Below are 15,887 nucleotides of genomic sequence, written 5' to 3'. Positions count from 1 at the left end.
AATCAAAGATTTTAAGCTGTTTTTGTGCTTTTTTAAGGGGTTGTGCAACGGTTACTGTTGTTGTGTGTTGTTTTTATTCTGGCCATTTTATTGTTTCATTATCTATAAATAAAGGACTTATTTGAATTTCAGACAATTTGTTATAATCAAACCAAAAATTAATTCCTAAAGTATCAGAAGAATATAATTCGTGTGTTGGGTTTTCAATAGTCTCCATATCTTCATATTCAATGTCAGTTATTTTAAGGCTTATTAATTCGTTTAGAATCTCATTTTTTTCCTGACCGATATATATACTGTTCTCAAATACATAGATTTCAGATTCTATGGTAATCAATCCTAGTTTCCAATTGTCTTCCTCATCAAAAGAAATATTCAGTCCTAAATCGCTATAATACCAATTTTCGGTAAAGTCTTTTTCAGTATTTGTGTATGAATATTTTTCAGAACTGTCTGGCTCTCCTAATATTTTCTTCGCATCATTTTTTGACATTCCAAATTTAAGTTCACCAACTCCAATACCTGGTTTTATTTTTTTTGAAATATCTTTCATTAATGTTTGGTTTTTTTAAATAACACACAGCGTTGTTGTATAAGAAAAGTTGCGGTTTTGTCAGCGAGGAATTTCCGAAGGAAATTCAGAAGTTGGCAAAAATGCAACTGCCTTTGATTAAGCACTAATTTAGCGATTTTTTTTATACGGTGTTGTAAACAGTTTTTTCTACCAGAATTTCCACCAAGGTTTTGATTCCGTTTTTTTATTAATAGATTCTAAAATTCCGTTTTCATTCGGGAACATAATATCTCCATCTCCACTTGCGTCAAAAAATCCAACCTTATGTTTTTCTGCCATTTCCAACATTTTCGGATATGCTTTTTCCGCAATCGACCATCTAAACGCTGAATAAATGACATCTTTTCCAACGCTATAATCCGTTATTTCATCATCGTCAATTCTGTCATCAATATCAGTTGGCGAATGCGGTCCGTTCATTGCAGGAAATTCAGTTATCATTTCCATAAACCAACTCCGTAATTCTTCTGAAGTCACTTTTGGGTCATCATATGAATGGTCTTCTTCCCATTCCGCTTGCTGTTCATACCATTCCAAAAAATCAGATTCAGATTTTGGTGCAGTTTTGGGATTAAATACCATTAAATCATAACTCATAGTTTCTCGTTTTCTTAAATTGTTTACAACGTTTTTGTTTATGGAAAGTTGCTGTTTTGTGCAAGGCGTATTTTCCGCAGGAAAATAAGACTTAGCCAAAACAGACTACCATTTAAATTTAAAGACTAAACTAAGCAATTTTTTATAAACGTTGTTGCCCACAGTAGTTTTTCTTCATCGTTAAATTCCGTTTTCTATTTCGAATAAATTTTATATGCATTTTACTTTGATTTTTTTTTAAATTCCGCTTGAGAGAGCAATTTTCTAACTTTTCAAGTTCTTTTCTTAAATTTAAAAATGAAGTTTTTGTTTTGACTCGGTGAACTTGTTCAAATTCCGCAATATTTTCAATTCCGTTTGAGTGAGTTATTTTTCAGTTTTCTAAATTTCACATTCAGTTCCGTTTTTATAATTCCAGCTTCGATTCCGCAAACTAGCTAAAACTCAGCTGTGAGTTTCATTCCGATTTTATTGATAAATAAGTATGATTTATTCAACGTTTTACTCCGTAATATTTAACTGTTTTTCAATTCCGAATTGATTGCGTCTGAGTGATTTCCGCTATTGTGGGCAACTCGTTATATGGAGACCTTTGTTCCACATATCCCTTAAATATTGTGGGATATCCGCAACTTTAGTTCCTGTTTTTATATTTGAAAAGCGAAGCTACAATTAATAACCAAAGTGTACAATACGTATATTTCACTGTTAATTAGGGCTTAAAGGTACACTAAGTAGTTGTAGGCTGTTTACGGAAAACCCCATTGTTATAAAAATAGTGCGATGTAAATTAATATTTTTAGTGGTTTTTGGCTTAGTTTATAAGAATAGTATGGGGTTTTGTAGCGGTTACTATATTGGTAAATCAGGGTTAATATTTGACAAAGAGTATAAAAGGACTTTAGTAAAAAATTAATGAGATTTTACTTGTTTTTTAACACAGTACTTTGTCGTGGTGTCGTTTTTGTTTTTTCAATCAGATTGTCGCTAAACCTAATCAGTTCAATCGTTTCACTTTTCCAACTGTCCTCTACAAACTTTCCAACATTCGATGAGAAAATATCCCATTTTAAATTAAAACTACTACCAAGCTCGATAATCAACTGCCTTAAGTTGTGTCCGTTTTTTTCCAAATCATCCATTATCCAGTTGCCGACTTCGTGTACTGATTTTAAATCTTCTGAAAAGCTTAAGAAGTATTTCGGAATATCATTTTCATAAATAGCAGATTCATTGAATTCAAATTCCAAAAACGGAAAATATCTCTCTTGACTTGTCGAGTCAATTAAATATGATTCAGTCTCAAATGATATTTTTTCCAAACTTGTATTCATTTTACTTCTTTTATAAATCCAGCCCGATACAATTCAATTAACATTGGTTTCAAATCTTGCCAATCTAATTTTTCACTATACTCTTTGTATTCCTCTGTGCTGTCTAAATATGACTTTAAGAACCAAGCATCTATTTTTCCAAATTTAGGTGGATTTGATAAAATCACTTCTATATTTTGCTGTGTTTTCTTTTTATGAAAATGACATTCTCCTCCGTGAAAAGCATAATTAACTCTTTCTGAAAGTTTTCCTTTTCTTGGAACTTTAGGATTACTTTTTGTTACAAATTCCTCATATTGTTCATTAACAAAAATATCATAGCCAAACTTGTTTCCAAGTCTTTTCATTAGTTCTGTTCCTTCAGCTCTGTATTCACTTATTGCCTTGGCTAATATTTCTAAAGATGTTCTCATTTTCAAATGCACCACAACTCGTTATATGGAGACCTTTGTTCCACATATCCCGTAAATATTGTGGGATATCCGCAACTTTAGTTCCTGTTTTTATATTTGAAAAGCGAAGCTACAATTAATAACCAAAATGTACAATACGTAGAACTACGTATATTTTACTGTTAATTAGGGCTTAGAGGTACACTAAGTAGTTGTAGGCTGTTTACGGAAAACCTCATTGTTGTAAAAATAGTGCGATGTAAAGTAATATTTGTAGTGGTTTTTGGCTTAGTTTATAAGAATAGTATGGGTTTTTGTAGCGATTACTATATTGGTAAATCAGTATTAATATTTGACAAAGAGTATAAAAGGACAGGACTATAGAGAAAAATTAATGAGATTTTCTTGTTATTTCACACAGTACTTTGTTGTGCGTTCGTTATTTTTCAAACGGTATTTTTTGTTTAAATTCAGGATTCCGTTTATCCCAATTCGTTTTTTCTATTAGATAATGCTTTTTAAATTCTGATAACATATTTTCATAATCATCTTTTGAGAATTCAAATCCGCTTATTTTTTCAAACCATTCAACTTTAAAGCCAACTTTTTCAGCGTCATATTCTGTCGTTTTATCAATTCCTAATTTGTTCCACTTTATCGTGTTTTTACAATTTTCAATTTCTGCTAAAATCAGAGTGCAAGAAAAGTCATTATCATCAGGACACATTAGAATTGGGCTAATTGCTATTTCTCCGAGCTTTGGTGAAATTCTATTCCAAACAACTTTTTCCTCCTGTGCTATTTCCATTGCAAAAAGTAAAGTTGGATAAAGTCCTTTGTACATATTGTTCGGATAAAGTTCTTCGAGTTTTTCGTCAAGCCAAAATCCGTCAATTTTCAGATTCAGAAATTCATCTGTTCCGTAGTCACTTTTATCTATTTCGGCTTTTATCGTATTCATTGGTTTTAATGACGCACAACGTTTCTTTTATGGTGCGTTTGCATCCCGCAGGGTGCATATGCATTATACAAATTGGTGTAAACCGTTTTTATTTAACTCATTTAGTGTTTTTTCGAAAATTTTTAGTCTTTCCGAAGTATTCGTTATTTTTAACTCTCTATCATATCTTTCGCTTGAAGAGCTTATTTTTGAATACTGCTCATAAGTATAAACTAGAGATTCTTTTAAACCATTAAGAGCTTTCGTCATTCCAGAGTGAATTACTTCATTGAATTTGAATTGTTCGATTAGTTCAAAGTGATTCTTATATCCATTGAATAGAAACGATACTTGAAAATCTTTCCAATATTTATTTGCCCATTTTTCAGCTTGCGGAGTAGGGTTGAAATACCAAAAAAACATCGTTTTATCATTAAAATCTATGTGTATACCTCCAAATGGGAATCTGTTTTCTGGAATGCTATTTTGATTTTCGACTTTTAAAATAAAGTCAGTTCCTTTTGATATTATTTCATATAAGCTTGATTCATTCCAAAATGTCTTAGTTTCAGAGCTATTTTTCAGACTTATTAAAACTCCTCTTGGTTCGTCCCAAGCCCCTTTTTCATAATCGTAAGTTTCTCTATAATTTGTGCCTGAAATATATTCTTGTCTGTCAGAAATTCCATTAGTTGCATATTTAATTGACCAACCAGAATATTGAACTTCCAATAATTTTAGTAGAATTTCGGTAGTAAATATTCCTGAACCGTCCATTTCCTCTCCCTGATAAATTTCAATGAGTAATTCTTTATTATCAAAATCCAAAACAATTGCCGAAAATGCATTATCACCTTTAGTAGATTCTAATTTAGTTTGACGTTTAATAAATTCCTTTGCCAGGATAGGCCCTAGAAAAATGTCTGATAGAAATGTATAATCACCCCTATAATTGGCAAATATTTCGACTTCTTCATTTTCTTTTATTATGTATTCCGAATAGTCAGGCATTTCTTTTGTTCAATGGTTTACGTCTCGTATATGAAAAGTAGCGCTGAAAATAAGCGATAACTTTTCGGATTAAACACAAGCCGAATTTTTAAATTTTACTATTTATTTTATTTTTAGGAAATCGTCAAATTTAAAAATTTGGCGACTTTCCAAAAATGCCAAAGCCTTCGTTTTAAAAACGACTTGCGCTATTTTTTATATACATTGTGTGTGCCCAGCATGGGCATCTTTTAATTTACCTAAAGGTAAATAATTAATCTAGAGGGTGCAAGTCCCTTATGCGCAGGAGTAACGTCTTGAAGCATTAGTAAGTCGCAAGGGTGAAAACCGTGAGGTTTTATCTGAAGGAAGCGAGACTACAAAACTCGGTACTGACGAACAGAAATCGTATACAGAGGCATAGTTATTCGGGTAAGCAAGCACATCATTGTAACGCCCAAATAGTACCAAAAGGATAATTATGTAGATACGGCAGTGATTGAGAGAAAGAAGATGCCATTACCTGGGGAGATCTCCAAAGTTACGAGTTGATTATATGGAGAAGTCAGCAGAGGTCATAGTACTTACAGGACACGAGTTGAGGCAATACCTCAGAAGGTCTCACAAGTAAGGAAGGACTGAACGTAATTCTCTTCAAAATTCGCATAGGAGCACTAGTGGTAGCCTATGCCTAAATTAGAAGATAGTGTCAAGGGTGAAAAGAGCTTTGGCGTGATGATTTACGAACCGCCGTATACGAGACCCGTATGTTCGGTGGTGTGAGAGGCGCACTCCGGCTATTTTAGTCGGAGCCGTCTACTCGATTGGCAGTAGTTTTTCTCAGAATATGTTCCACCATTTTTTCTTTTTTTCATAATTTTTAATGAAATGTTCTTCTCCTTTTAAATCAATCCAACACTTTTTAAATGCAATCTTTAATATAGGATTGTCTTCAATTTTTATATTAGATTTAGGATAAGAATTACCTGAACTCATTATTGACGCTCTAAAACCTCCTGTGTTCATCATTTCAATTGCCCAATAAAAATCATCTTCATTTCCCTCAAATTTGGTTATCAATTCTTTAACAATCAATTCATCTTCTTTGATTCCTTTCTCTCGGCATTCAAGAATAGAGTCTATAATACTTTCAGCTACTTGTTCAGTCATTTTTATTTAGTAATTCCGCTTAAAATTATATCATAAGTCTTTTTGTAATCTACTGATTCTATTATTCCGATTTTTGGGTTATATGCGTGTGCTATTTTTCTTTTTTCAGTTTCTTTAGGGAAATTCAAAGTCCACATTATGAGTTTTTCAATTCCAGATGGTGTTATTATTCCGCTGTCATTTTCGAATTTCGGACAATAAGTATGTATTTTGTATTCGTTTTCTCTTAATGCAAAAACCAAATATCTTTCGTTATCATTTTGCTCAAGCCCATATTTAAAATATCCCGATTGATTTTCAGTAACTATTTTAATTTGTATTCCATCAAATTCGGTTTGGTCAAATTCGTCAAATATCCACCAAAAGTATATTTTTGAGTCTATTGTGATTCTTCTTTTCCCTTTTTTGCTAATTGCCATTTATAGATGAAAATGTATTTTTTTTAATCAAAATGTTATTTTGAAGTTCTGTTTTTCTTAAATTACTGCCAACGTTTATGTATAAGAATAGTGCGGTTTTGTGAGCGAGGATTTTCCGCAGGAAAATCAGCAGTAACAAAAGTGCACTAACACTAGATTAAGGACTAAACTAAGCATTATTTTTATACTGTGTTGTGGTGCGTTTTTTTATCCAGTTTTTAAATTCAGTTTCGATAATTATTTCTTGAATTCCGTGAATTTTTTCTTTAAAACAAAAGGACGTTTTATATTCAATTCCGTATTTCTTTAATAATTCATCTATTTCATGTTTCCCAAACTGGACATTCTTAATTTTCTTTCTAAATCCGTTTAGTTTTTCATATGCTATTACTAAAAATGTAATTCCGATAGCAATTATTCCAATTTTGATTTTCCAAACGTAAACACTATTAATAGTCCATTCCGCTAAAGAATCCCCACCAATTATTAATAAAAAACCAATGGTTATAAGAAAATAAAAAGTCCAATGAATTGATTTTTTATTTTTGCGTATTATTTCCAATTCAAGATTAGCGAGTTCTAACTTTTTTTGAAATTTTTTGTCAAGTTTAATTTTAGAACAAGTGTTTTTAAATTCAGGTTTTTTTTGGGTCAACTTGCAAGTCAAACCTATTTCAAAACTGGTTATTTCATTTTCACATAAATTACAATGCTTTGAAAAATTCATTTACTTTTTTCAGTTTAAATTTTCTATTCGGTTGTCGGTTCTCAAATGCACCACAACTCGTTATATGGAGACCTTTGTTCCAGATATCCCGTAAATATTGTGGGATATCCGCAACTTTAGTTCCTGTTTTTATATTTGAAAAGCGAAGCTACAATTAATAACCAAAATGTACAATACGTATAACTACGTATATTTTACTGTTAATTAGGGCTTAAAGGTACACTAAGTAGTTGTAGGCTGTTTACGGAAAACCTCATTGTTGTAAAAATAGCGCGATGTAAAGTAATATTTGTAGTGGTTTTTGGCTTAATCTATTAGAATAGTATGGGTTTTTGTAGCGATTACTCTATTGGTAAATCAGGATTAATATTTGACAAAGAGTATAAAAGGACAGGACTATAGAGAAAAATCAATGAGATTTTCTTGTTATTTCACACAGTACTTTGTTGCCAGTAGTTTTTATTCAATTCCGAATTTTATGGTTACAGTACTCTCGATTTTAATTTTTTCGAATTCAATGTCAATCGGGTTATATTCTTCTGCTTTATAATAACCGTAACCTCTGACTTGGATTCCAGCAACGCTTCCTTGAAGTGCATGTGTGATATTTGAATTTAAGTCAGAAATATAAAGTGCTTTTACAATATTCTGATTCAACGGTTTCAGCATTGTTTCGGCTTGAGTTTTTGCTTTAAGAACTGCTTTCTGTTTTAATTCAATTTTTAGTTGCTCTAATTTCGAGTATTCAGTTTTATTTAAATATACATTAGAAATCTCTATCGATTCAAGTCCAACGATTACTTTTCCTGCTGTTTCTGCATCGTAAACTAATAACGTGTATGCTTTATTTTTTAAGACCTCTTTTCCTTTTAAAAAGTATTTCTTGAAATTACTTGTTACATCAGATAAAGTAAGTTGTTTTTTTGTGTCAATTTCAAGTCCGATTAGTTTAGTGTGCATTCGTTTTTCTAGTTCCTCAACCGAAGTTCTGCCTCTTGTATCTTTTTCTGTAATTAATATTGATAAATAAATTAGGTCTGGAACCACCAAAGTGTCAACTACTGCTGTTGTTTCCAAATACGGTTGGTCAATAAAGTTTTTTTCTTGAGAATAGCCTTGTAAAGATAAAAATGCTATAATTAATAATAGTCCAAATTTTTTCATTTCGTTATGTTTAATCAATTCTTTTGACGAAACTATAATTTCAACTTGTTTATAAAAACTCAAAATGAGTGAACGCTCGTTTTGAGTTAGTTAACTGGTCGATTTGCATGATTTCTTTAATGTGTGCGAACGTTGTTCTTTACTTTATACTCATTATAAAAGTAGTTATTACTTTTACTAGGAAACAAGAGGAGAACTAGAACGTTGTTTAGAATAATAGTTCCATTATACGTATAAGTCCTCTTGTCTTTCTTAGGTTGCTTTAGGACCATTTGGAATACCAGGAATCACTTCCTAATAAAGGTGATAGTCATAGCAACATTTATTAATCATTCCTCTTTGAGTAGGAACAATATTTAAAAATATGAAAAAATATGTAGATGTTATCGGTATTGATGTATCTAAATTAACAATTGATGCACATATTTATAATAGAGGCATTCACCGTGTGTTTTCCAATACTTCAAAAGGTTACAAAGCACTATTATCTTGGGTCGAAAAGTACCTTGGTAAAGACCTCTATTTTTTTTGTTTTGAGAATACAGGTCATTACTCTACAAATCTTAGTGTTTATTTATCAGAAAACAACATAGATTATGTAGAAGAAAGTCCTTTGACCATTAAACGATCTTCCGGAATTATTAGAGGAAAAACAGATCAGCTTGATTCCGCAATGATTGCGAGATATGCATGGCTTTACAAAGAAGAGTTGACTCTAAGTAGTCCAAAAGCGCAAGATATTCAAGAGCTAGGACGTTTGTTATCCTTTAGAGAACAGCTAGTACGAGACCGTACAGGTAAGATGAGTAGTCTTAAAGAAATGCAGACTTTGCTTAGTAGTCCATCGACTGATGATTGTTGTATAATTGTCAAAAAGATGATTCATTATCTTACAAAACAAATTACAACACTTGAGCAAAGTATTAAAAAACTAATACGAAGTGATGAGTTATTGGAAAAGAATTATCAGCTTTTAAATACCTTAAAAGGGGTTGGTTTAATATTATCTTGTCAATTGTTATACCACACGAACAATTTTAAGCGGTTTGATAGTTGGCGTCAGTTTTCAAGTTATTGTGGTGTAGCTCCTTTTGCGCACAGTTCAGGAACCAGTATTTACCGGAAAAACAGAATTCATAAGATAGGAGACCGGAAAATGAAAACACTCTTAACACTTGCCAGTGTTAGCGCAATACAGTGCGATAAAGAATTAAAACAGTATTACGAGAAAAAAGTTGCAGAAGGTAAACCAAAACTGGTGGCTTTAAATAATGTTAGAAATAAGATTTTGTCAAGAGCTTTCGCAGTGGTAAAAAGAGGAACACCTTATGTCGAATTACAAAAATTTGCAGCCTAGTAAAAAGGTCTTTAAATAATTAGGTTTTGACCTTGGAATACGTATAAGAATAGTTGCGGGTTTGTATGCGAGGATTTTCCGAAGGAAAATTAGATGTTACAAACACGCAACGACCTTTGGTTAAGCACTAAACCGCAATTATTTTTATACGGTGTTGTGCGTTCGTTTTTTTTATTCAATTTTTTGTCAGTTCCTCATAATATTTTTCATATTCCACGTAAACTATTTTCAATTTCGGTGTCATTATTTTTTTGATTTCAGTCATTTCACTAGCACATTTACCTAGTAATAATGATTCGCAATAAGAAACGTTCAGCGCATTTATCAAATCAGAATTTAGTTTTTCAATCCGAGATTCTTGGAATTCAAAACAGCGTTTTAATTCCGTGTGATTTTTTTCTTTTATTTGTTCAATATTATAGTCCGAAAACATTTCCATTCGGAAGTGAACCATTTCAGAGTCCCAACTTTCAATTCCAGTTTTCAGAGTAGGGAATTCCGTTATCAATTCCAAGAAATATTCATTCGGTTTCATTTTGTTATTATCCAAGTTTGTCCAATTTTTACTCTTCATTTTTTATTCCGATTGAGTCTGCTTAAATGACGCACAACTCGTTATATGATTACTAAACTTCCGGATATCCCGTAAAATAAAGGTAATAACATTACTTTTTAATTAAAATTAATAGCACGAAGCTACAATTAATAACCAAAATGTACAATACATATAACTACGTATATTTTACTGTTAATTAGGACTTAAATTTACGATAAGTATTTGCAGATTATTGACAGAAAACCTCATTGTTATAAAATAGTGCGATGTAAAGTAATATTTGTAGTGGTTTTTGGCTTAATCTATTAGAATAGTATGGGGTTTTGTAGCGGTTACTATATTGGTAAATCAGGGTTAATATTTGACAAAGAGTATAAAACTATGTCCAAAATTAGTAATAGCTGAAGGACTATTTTTGTGTTTTACGCATCTAATTTTTCTACTATTAAATCAACAAATTCAGCTTTTCTTAATAAATCAATAATAAAATCAAAATTATCTTTACCGAATATTTTTTTTAGTTTTTCAGTTCCGATTATTTCTATTATACAATCTCCTGGAAAACCGGGTCCTTCAGCTGTTATTGCATCATTAAAAGCATCAAGATTCTTTCCGAAATTTTTTCCCGATTCATAATCGATTTCCGCCACATATTTATTCCAAAAATCTTGTTTAGAATCACAGAACTCTCCGTTTATAAAAATTTTTCTTTGACGCCTAACGTTTCCATTTTTGTCCTCAGTTATACTGATAAAAGTGTCTTTTCCATAGGAGAATCTGTCAAATACTTTGGAATAACCAAGATTCAACCATCTTTTATAAATTAATTTCCCATTGAAATATAAATAGAGTTCATTATCATCCTTTATTTCCTTTCGTATTATCACAGTTTTTTTAAATTACTTACAACGTTTCATATAAGTGAGAAGTTGTGGGTTTGTGTGCAAGGATTTTCTGCAGTAAAATCAGACGTAACATAAGCGAAACTATAATTAATCACTAATGTACCAATCATTTTAATATGGCTTAGGTTGGCAAATTGTACTTTTATTCCGATCCAAGCATTTTTTTTCGTTCTTCGTTCGCAATTCGTTCTAATTCCTTATTCATTGGGTCTTGCATTAGATTTTTTTCAGCCTCAACATATTCTGGGAAATCTCGATAATGCATTTCCAAAAGGGTTTCATCTTTCGTAAATAACATTAAAGTACCAAATACTCCAATAATCAATAGTCTAACTAACAAATTTTTATAAAATTCAGCTTTCGTTTTTGAAAATTTAAAGATTGTAATTATCAATATCGGAATTAAAAATAAAAGTCCAAACATTAAATTAAAACTTCCGTATGGCCATCTTAGAAATTTGAATAAAATTCCGATAAGTACGATGGATAAAGTAATTCCAGTTAAAAACATTTCATTTTTTTTAAGTGAACTTGTTTTTTCTGTCGAGTCTTTTTTATTACTGTTCAATAGTTTAAAACTAAAAAAGAAATAAATTAATGACAAGATGAATGTAGAAAGTGTAATTAAAAGAGTGGAATAGGGGTAGTCGGTTATAAGTCTTAATATCATTAGGAATATTGCTCCAAAACCTAGAATTTTTTCAATTTTGTTCATTCGTGTGCGTTCGTTATGTTTTACTGTTAATTATAAATTAAGTGTACATTTAGTTGCAGGTTATTGACGGGAAACCTCATTGTTATAAAAATAGTGAGATCCAAAGTAATATTTGTAGTGGCTTTTGGCTTAGTTTATTCGAATAGTATGGGGTTTTGTAGCGGTTACTATATTGGTAAATCAGGGTTAATATTTGACAAAGACTAAAAAAGTACTGTAGTGAAAAATTAATGAGATTTTTTTGTTATTTCACACAGTACTTTTGTTATAGTTAGTTTTTTATCAGTTCAATTAATTTTTCTAACTGCGAGTCTTTTTTTCGTAGCATCTGTTCCTCATCTCGTTCTAAAATAATGTTTGGTGTTGTTCCATGTCCATCAAGCGTTTTACCGTTTCTTTGGAAAGAGAGCATTGTCGATAATTTAACACGAATATTAGAATTTTTAAGGTAAAATTTCTTTGACCTACCACTTGAACCATTCGTTGTTACTCCAACTATTTTTACATTATCTAAACCTTTTAATGCAGAGGTAAAGACAGAAGCTGCACTAAAACAATCTTCATTTACTAAAATATAAATAGGACAATTTATATGGTTTTGATTACTCTGTAAAACCATATAATAGGGCTTACTAAATTTACTCATATCAACATCAAATTCAGTTTTAAATTCCTTATTAAACTTATCTATTGCTTTTCTGTCCTCATTTGTTAAAGATTCTGAGTTATAATTGTAAAGAAATCTTGATTGCATTGAAGACATGTCTTCTTCTAAGAATTGGTCACTTCTCACATAAGCAACGTTTGCAATCCAAGGCGATTGTTCTGGTTTTACAAAATAACCAGACAAGGTCTTTAATATTTCCCTTGTTCCGCCACCATTTCCACGAATATCGATTATCAATGCTTTTGAGTTTCTGTACTTTTCAATTGTTGATTGCAAATATGATTCTAAATTTGGCTTTTCTTCATAGTTTACCATTGAAGGAATAGCAATGTAAGCGATGGAATCAGTCAACAATTTATCCAATTTGTTTAAATCAAAATTTTTATCACGTTCAAATTTGCTGTAATTTCTGTTCAAACTTGTAGAGCCAATATCAAAATACCAATTTCTTCTATCGCTCAAAGGTAGAACCAATCTTTTATGAGTTGTGCCATTCGTTAAAATTATTTCAACTTCTTTTAAAGTTGTTTTACCTTGTTTGAAATAAATTTCTCCAATATCTCTTAAGTCTTTTAGTCCATCGGTTTGTTTTGCTTTCTTGGGCGAAAGTTTTCTTCGATAAGCATAACTTTCTAAAAACGCGTTAATGTCAATTTTATTTACATTTTTTATGAATGGATATTTTTGTAAATAATATTCATATTCTTTGGTTGATTTATTGAACTTTAGTGCAACTATTTTGTCGTCTAAACTAGATAAGGCAAAAGGGAAATACAAATTATATAATTCGTAATCATCTTCTTCAAAATTTTCCATTCTAATATTTGCGTGTCTATCAATTATGTTTGAAATAACTTTTTCTAATTCAAAGGCTAAAAAATGAATTGGGATAGAATCTTTTTGATTAACTTTTCTTTCAATTTCGTTATAATAGTTTTCAAAATCTATTTTTGATACTTGATAATATGAAGATTGCTTTTCTAACAAGTTCTTAAATTCATTCAAATCTTCCAAAGCCATTTCCTTTGTCAAAGTTTGACTAAAGCTTAATGTTGAAATAAGAAGTAGTGTCGAAATTTGTAAGGTTTTTTGTATTGTCATAGTCTGGTTTTAAATTAAGCACAACTCGATATATGATTACCAAAATTCCGAATATATCGTAAAATAATGGTAATAACCTTGCTTTTTGATCAAAATTAATAACACGAAGCTACAATTAGTAACCAAAGTGTACAATACTTATAACTGTATGTTTTACTGTTAATTATAAATTAAGTATAAATTTAGTTGTAGGCTATTTACGGGACACCTCATTGTTTTAAAAATAGTGAGATCCAAAGCAATAATTGTAGTGGTTTTTGGCTTAATTTATTAGAATAGTATGGGGTTTTGTAGCGGTTACTTTTGTTAGCTGTCGTTTTTATTCCGCTTTGAATATTTTAATCGTTTGTTTGTTTTTAGGTGGGTTTTTAATTCGGACATTAATTATTTTATATTCCCATGCATTGTTTATTTTATCAGCTGTAATATCCATTCTGGCTTTTCCTTTTGTTCCTTTTAATCGGATTGTTGAATTTACAGTTTGGTTGTTATTTGTATAGTAGATGTCGCCTTCTAAAATTGCAAGATTATCAATAGGTGCTATTTCGCCAAGCAATTCGGTAACTTTTTGGTCAGATTTCACTTTTTCTAACGCCTTTTCATAAAGTTCAGTATCTGAATATGCTTGAGTTAAATCACTAACAATGCCACTCATTCCGAAAGAAATAAAAACCGATATAATTATCAATAATATTCCGCTTACAGGAACGAACCATTTCCAATTACGGTTCCACCAGCTTTTATGTTTAATCAGTTCGTTATTCATTCTGTATTATTTGTTTTCTAATGGCTTTTAAGCATTCCAAATTTACTTATTGAGCTTAAATTTCTGTTGTTTTTATGATTTTATCAAATGGTGGGCGATGTTTGGTGTATTATTAGTGGTGTGCTTGTAAAACTAATTTAACAAATACAAAGCGAATAGAAAATCTGCAAGGATTTTCGTAGGTAGGCGAGAAGCCAGTAATAAATAATACAAGGTGTTTACTTAATTATTTTTTTTAGTATTTTTTTAAATTGGGTTGTGTCCACTTTCTTTAAATCCAATTCAAGAACTCCATTTGTATTTTTATCAATTAATACTTTTTTGACATAAAATTCCTTTTTTCCTTTACCAAGCACTATTAATGAGGTTTGATTTTTTATAGGAATATTTACAAAAATTAAATCATTGGGTTTTCTGTAATCCGATATGAACGAATTCAAATCTTTGTAAATAAGGAAGGTCGATACGAATTCTAAATTATTTTTATTTAAAACAAGCTCGTAAGAAATATTACCATCAGGCTTTAAAATTTTATCAACATTTATCCAGCCAAAGTCGTCAATTAGTACGTCAGGATATGTCCACCAATTATCAACAGCTAATTCATCATTAATTTTCGAAATATCATTTTCTATTTCTAATTCTAAATTTTTATTAGTTGTTGAATAATAGTCCAAGGAATCAATAGGTATTATCTTTTCTCTATACGTCAAAACTCCGCCATAGCGTCGTGATATAACAGTGTCTATTTCAGGGAAAGTAATATATGTGTCTTTATCTTCAATCCATTTTATTTGATTAATAGAATCTAAAACACCATTAAAAATTCGGTCTCCTTTTCTAAACTCTTTCTTGAATTTAATTTTTAGTTTTTTTTTGTCTTTGAGTTTTATTTCTTTATCTCCTGATATAAATTTTAAGAATATTACACCGTTAGATTCCAAAAGCTCATTTTTATCAGTAATTGTATTTAAGTTATCAGAAATTAATTCTAATCTATTGTAATATTCTTTGAGCTCTACACTTACTTTATTATTTTCGTCAATATCAAAATCTTCTCGATTGAAGTAGATTTTTGTTCCTTTTTTTCCTGTAATTTCTTTAATGCTTATTGTGTCTAAATCAAACAATTGTTTTTCCACAATGACAATGTTTTTAAAAGGGTTTGTAGGCTCAAATACGGCTAAATCTTTTTTACAACTAAATATTGATATTGAAACTAAAAAGTATGTAAGAATTTGTTTTTTCATAATTGTGTAGAACTCGTTATATGATTACCAAAATTTCGGATATCCCGTAAAATAATGGTAATAACATAACTCTTGATTAAAATTAATAGCACGAAGCTACAATTAATAAACAAAGTGTACAATACGTAGCACTGCGTATATTTTACTGTTAATTAGAGATTAAATGTACACTAAGTATTTGTAGGCTGTTTACGGGATACCTCATTATTGTAAACAATATAGTCAAACAAATAAGTAATAACAGTTGTAGTCGCTTTTTACTT

Annotated in this window: 17 protein-coding genes; 1 reads left to right on the top strand and 16 read right to left on the bottom strand. The window is 30.5% G+C overall.

The genetic code is table 11. The features are described from left to right. Nucleotides 1-73: 73 nt before the first annotated feature. The 10 genes from H0I26_RS13985 to H0I26_RS13940 all read right to left on the bottom strand — a co-directional run bounded on the left by H0I26_RS13985 (nt 74) and on the right by H0I26_RS13940 (nt 8,307). A complete protein-coding gene (locus H0I26_RS13985) occupies nt 74-553 on the bottom strand; it encodes a hypothetical protein (protein WP_218699639.1) in 480 nt (159 codons plus the stop codon). 168 nt (nt 554-721) lie between these two features. Continuing rightward, nucleotides 722-1,270, bottom strand: a complete 549-nt coding sequence (locus tag H0I26_RS13980) for a hypothetical protein (RefSeq protein WP_256935133.1) — start codon at nt 1,268-1,270, stop codon at nt 722-724. Nucleotides 1,271-2,094: 824 nt separating this feature from the next. Continuing rightward, nucleotides 2,095-2,493: a hypothetical protein gene (locus tag H0I26_RS13975; RefSeq protein WP_218699638.1), complete on the bottom strand. Its 399-nt coding sequence runs from the start codon at nt 2,491-2,493 to the stop codon at nt 2,095-2,097. Nucleotides 2,494-2,501: 8 nt separating this feature from the next. Continuing rightward, nucleotides 2,502-2,918, bottom strand: a complete 417-nt coding sequence (locus tag H0I26_RS13970) for a DUF6896 domain-containing protein (protein WP_218699637.1) — start codon at nt 2,916-2,918, stop codon at nt 2,502-2,504. Nucleotides 2,919-3,336: 418 nt separating this feature from the next. Then, on the bottom strand, nt 3,337-3,858 hold the full coding sequence (locus H0I26_RS13965; RefSeq protein WP_218699636.1) for a hypothetical protein: 522 nt from the start codon (nt 3,856-3,858) through the stop codon (nt 3,337-3,339). Nucleotides 3,859-3,921: 63 nt separating this feature from the next. Continuing rightward, nucleotides 3,922-4,848: a hypothetical protein gene (locus H0I26_RS13960; protein ID WP_218699635.1), complete on the bottom strand. Its 927-nt coding sequence runs from the start codon at nt 4,846-4,848 to the stop codon at nt 3,922-3,924. Between the two features lie 819 nt (nt 4,849-5,667). After that, entirely contained in the window at nt 5,668-5,997 is a 330-nt protein-coding gene (locus tag H0I26_RS13955; protein WP_218699634.1) for a hypothetical protein, read from the bottom strand. Nucleotides 5,998-5,999: 2 nt separating this feature from the next. Then, nucleotides 6,000-6,416 (bottom strand): hypothetical protein, encoded by a 417-nt coding sequence (locus H0I26_RS13950; RefSeq protein WP_218699633.1) that lies wholly within the window; start codon nt 6,414-6,416, stop codon nt 6,000-6,002. Nucleotides 6,417-6,585: 169 nt separating this feature from the next. Beyond that, on the bottom strand, nt 6,586-7,143 hold the full coding sequence (locus H0I26_RS13945) for a hypothetical protein (RefSeq protein WP_218699632.1): 558 nt from the start codon (nt 7,141-7,143) through the stop codon (nt 6,586-6,588). A gap of 459 nt (nt 7,144-7,602) precedes the next feature. Next, nucleotides 7,603-8,307, bottom strand: coding sequence for an SIMPL domain-containing protein (locus H0I26_RS13940; RefSeq protein WP_256935132.1), 705 nt, complete (start codon nt 8,305-8,307; stop codon nt 7,603-7,605). Between the two features lie 364 nt (nt 8,308-8,671). Here H0I26_RS13940 and H0I26_RS13935 point away from each other — a divergent pair, with 364 nt between their 5' ends. Next, nucleotides 8,672-9,664: a transposase gene (locus H0I26_RS13935; RefSeq protein WP_218699631.1), complete on the top strand. Its 993-nt coding sequence runs from the start codon at nt 8,672-8,674 to the stop codon at nt 9,662-9,664. A gap of 175 nt (nt 9,665-9,839) precedes the next feature. Here H0I26_RS13935 and H0I26_RS13930 read toward each other — a convergent pair whose 3' ends face one another. The 6 genes from H0I26_RS13930 to H0I26_RS13905 all read right to left on the bottom strand — a co-directional run bounded on the left by H0I26_RS13930 (nt 9,840) and on the right by H0I26_RS13905 (nt 15,624). Beyond that, entirely contained in the window at nt 9,840-10,238 is a 399-nt protein-coding gene (locus tag H0I26_RS13930; RefSeq protein ID WP_218699630.1) for a hypothetical protein, read from the bottom strand. Between the two features lie 404 nt (nt 10,239-10,642). Continuing rightward, nucleotides 10,643-11,107, bottom strand: a complete 465-nt coding sequence (locus H0I26_RS13925) for a barstar family protein (protein ID WP_218699629.1) — start codon at nt 11,105-11,107, stop codon at nt 10,643-10,645. Nucleotides 11,108-11,267: 160 nt separating this feature from the next. Beyond that, nucleotides 11,268-11,840 (bottom strand): hypothetical protein, encoded by a 573-nt coding sequence (locus tag H0I26_RS13920; RefSeq protein ID WP_218699628.1) that lies wholly within the window; start codon nt 11,838-11,840, stop codon nt 11,268-11,270. A gap of 271 nt (nt 11,841-12,111) precedes the next feature. Then, complete coding sequence (locus H0I26_RS13915; protein ID WP_218699627.1) at nt 12,112-13,608, bottom strand: S41 family peptidase; 1,497 nt, start codon at nt 13,606-13,608, stop codon at nt 12,112-12,114. Between the two features lie 319 nt (nt 13,609-13,927). Next, nucleotides 13,928-14,374, bottom strand: a complete 447-nt coding sequence (locus H0I26_RS13910) for a cytochrome c oxidase assembly factor Coa1 family protein (protein ID WP_218699626.1) — start codon at nt 14,372-14,374, stop codon at nt 13,928-13,930. Between the two features lie 218 nt (nt 14,375-14,592). Next, complete coding sequence (locus tag H0I26_RS13905; protein ID WP_218699625.1) at nt 14,593-15,624, bottom strand: hypothetical protein; 1,032 nt, start codon at nt 15,622-15,624, stop codon at nt 14,593-14,595. Between the last annotated feature and the right edge of the window lie 263 nt (nt 15,625-15,887).

Origin of the sequence: Olleya sp. HaHaR_3_96 (assembly GCF_019278545.1) — a bacterium.
Classification (GTDB): Bacteria; Bacteroidota; Bacteroidia; order Flavobacteriales; family Flavobacteriaceae; genus Olleya.
Note: the sequence above shows the minus strand (reverse complement) of the source record. Positions and strands in the feature narration are given on the sequence as shown.

What these genes read in the sequence shown, in the direction of transcription:
- H0I26_RS13985 (WP_218699639.1), bottom strand. Translation starts at nt 553, where the DNA reads ATGAAAGATATTTCAAAAAAAATAAAACCAGGTATTGGAGTTGGTGAA.
- H0I26_RS13970 (WP_218699637.1), bottom strand. Translation starts at nt 2,918, where the DNA reads ATGAGAACATCTTTAGAAATATTAGCCAAGGCAATAAGTGAATACAGA.
- H0I26_RS13965 (WP_218699636.1), bottom strand. Translation starts at nt 3,858, where the DNA reads ATGAATACGATAAAAGCCGAAATAGATAAAAGTGACTACGGAACAGAT.
- H0I26_RS13960 (WP_218699635.1), bottom strand. Translation starts at nt 4,848, where the DNA reads ATGCCTGACTATTCGGAATACATAATAAAAGAAAATGAAGAAGTCGAA.
- H0I26_RS13955 (WP_218699634.1), bottom strand. Translation starts at nt 5,997, where the DNA reads ATGACTGAACAAGTAGCTGAAAGTATTATAGACTCTATTCTTGAATGC.
- H0I26_RS13950 (WP_218699633.1), bottom strand. Translation starts at nt 6,416, where the DNA reads ATGGCAATTAGCAAAAAAGGGAAAAGAAGAATCACAATAGACTCAAAA.
- H0I26_RS13945 (WP_218699632.1), bottom strand. Translation starts at nt 7,143, where the DNA reads ATGAATTTTTCAAAGCATTGTAATTTATGTGAAAATGAAATAACCAGT.
- H0I26_RS13940 (WP_256935132.1), bottom strand. Translation starts at nt 8,307, where the DNA reads ATGAAAAAATTTGGACTATTATTAATTATAGCATTTTTATCTTTACAA.
- H0I26_RS13935 (WP_218699631.1), top strand. Translation starts at nt 8,672, where the DNA reads ATGAAAAAATATGTAGATGTTATCGGTATTGATGTATCTAAATTAACA.
- H0I26_RS13930 (WP_218699630.1), bottom strand. Translation starts at nt 10,238, where the DNA reads ATGAAGAGTAAAAATTGGACAAACTTGGATAATAACAAAATGAAACCG.
- H0I26_RS13920 (WP_218699628.1), bottom strand. Translation starts at nt 11,840, where the DNA reads ATGAACAAAATTGAAAAAATTCTAGGTTTTGGAGCAATATTCCTAATG.
- H0I26_RS13915 (WP_218699627.1), bottom strand. Translation starts at nt 13,608, where the DNA reads ATGACAATACAAAAAACCTTACAAATTTCGACACTACTTCTTATTTCA.
- H0I26_RS13910 (WP_218699626.1), bottom strand. Translation starts at nt 14,374, where the DNA reads ATGAATAACGAACTGATTAAACATAAAAGCTGGTGGAACCGTAATTGG.
- H0I26_RS13905 (WP_218699625.1), bottom strand. Translation starts at nt 15,624, where the DNA reads ATGAAAAAACAAATTCTTACATACTTTTTAGTTTCAATATCAATATTT.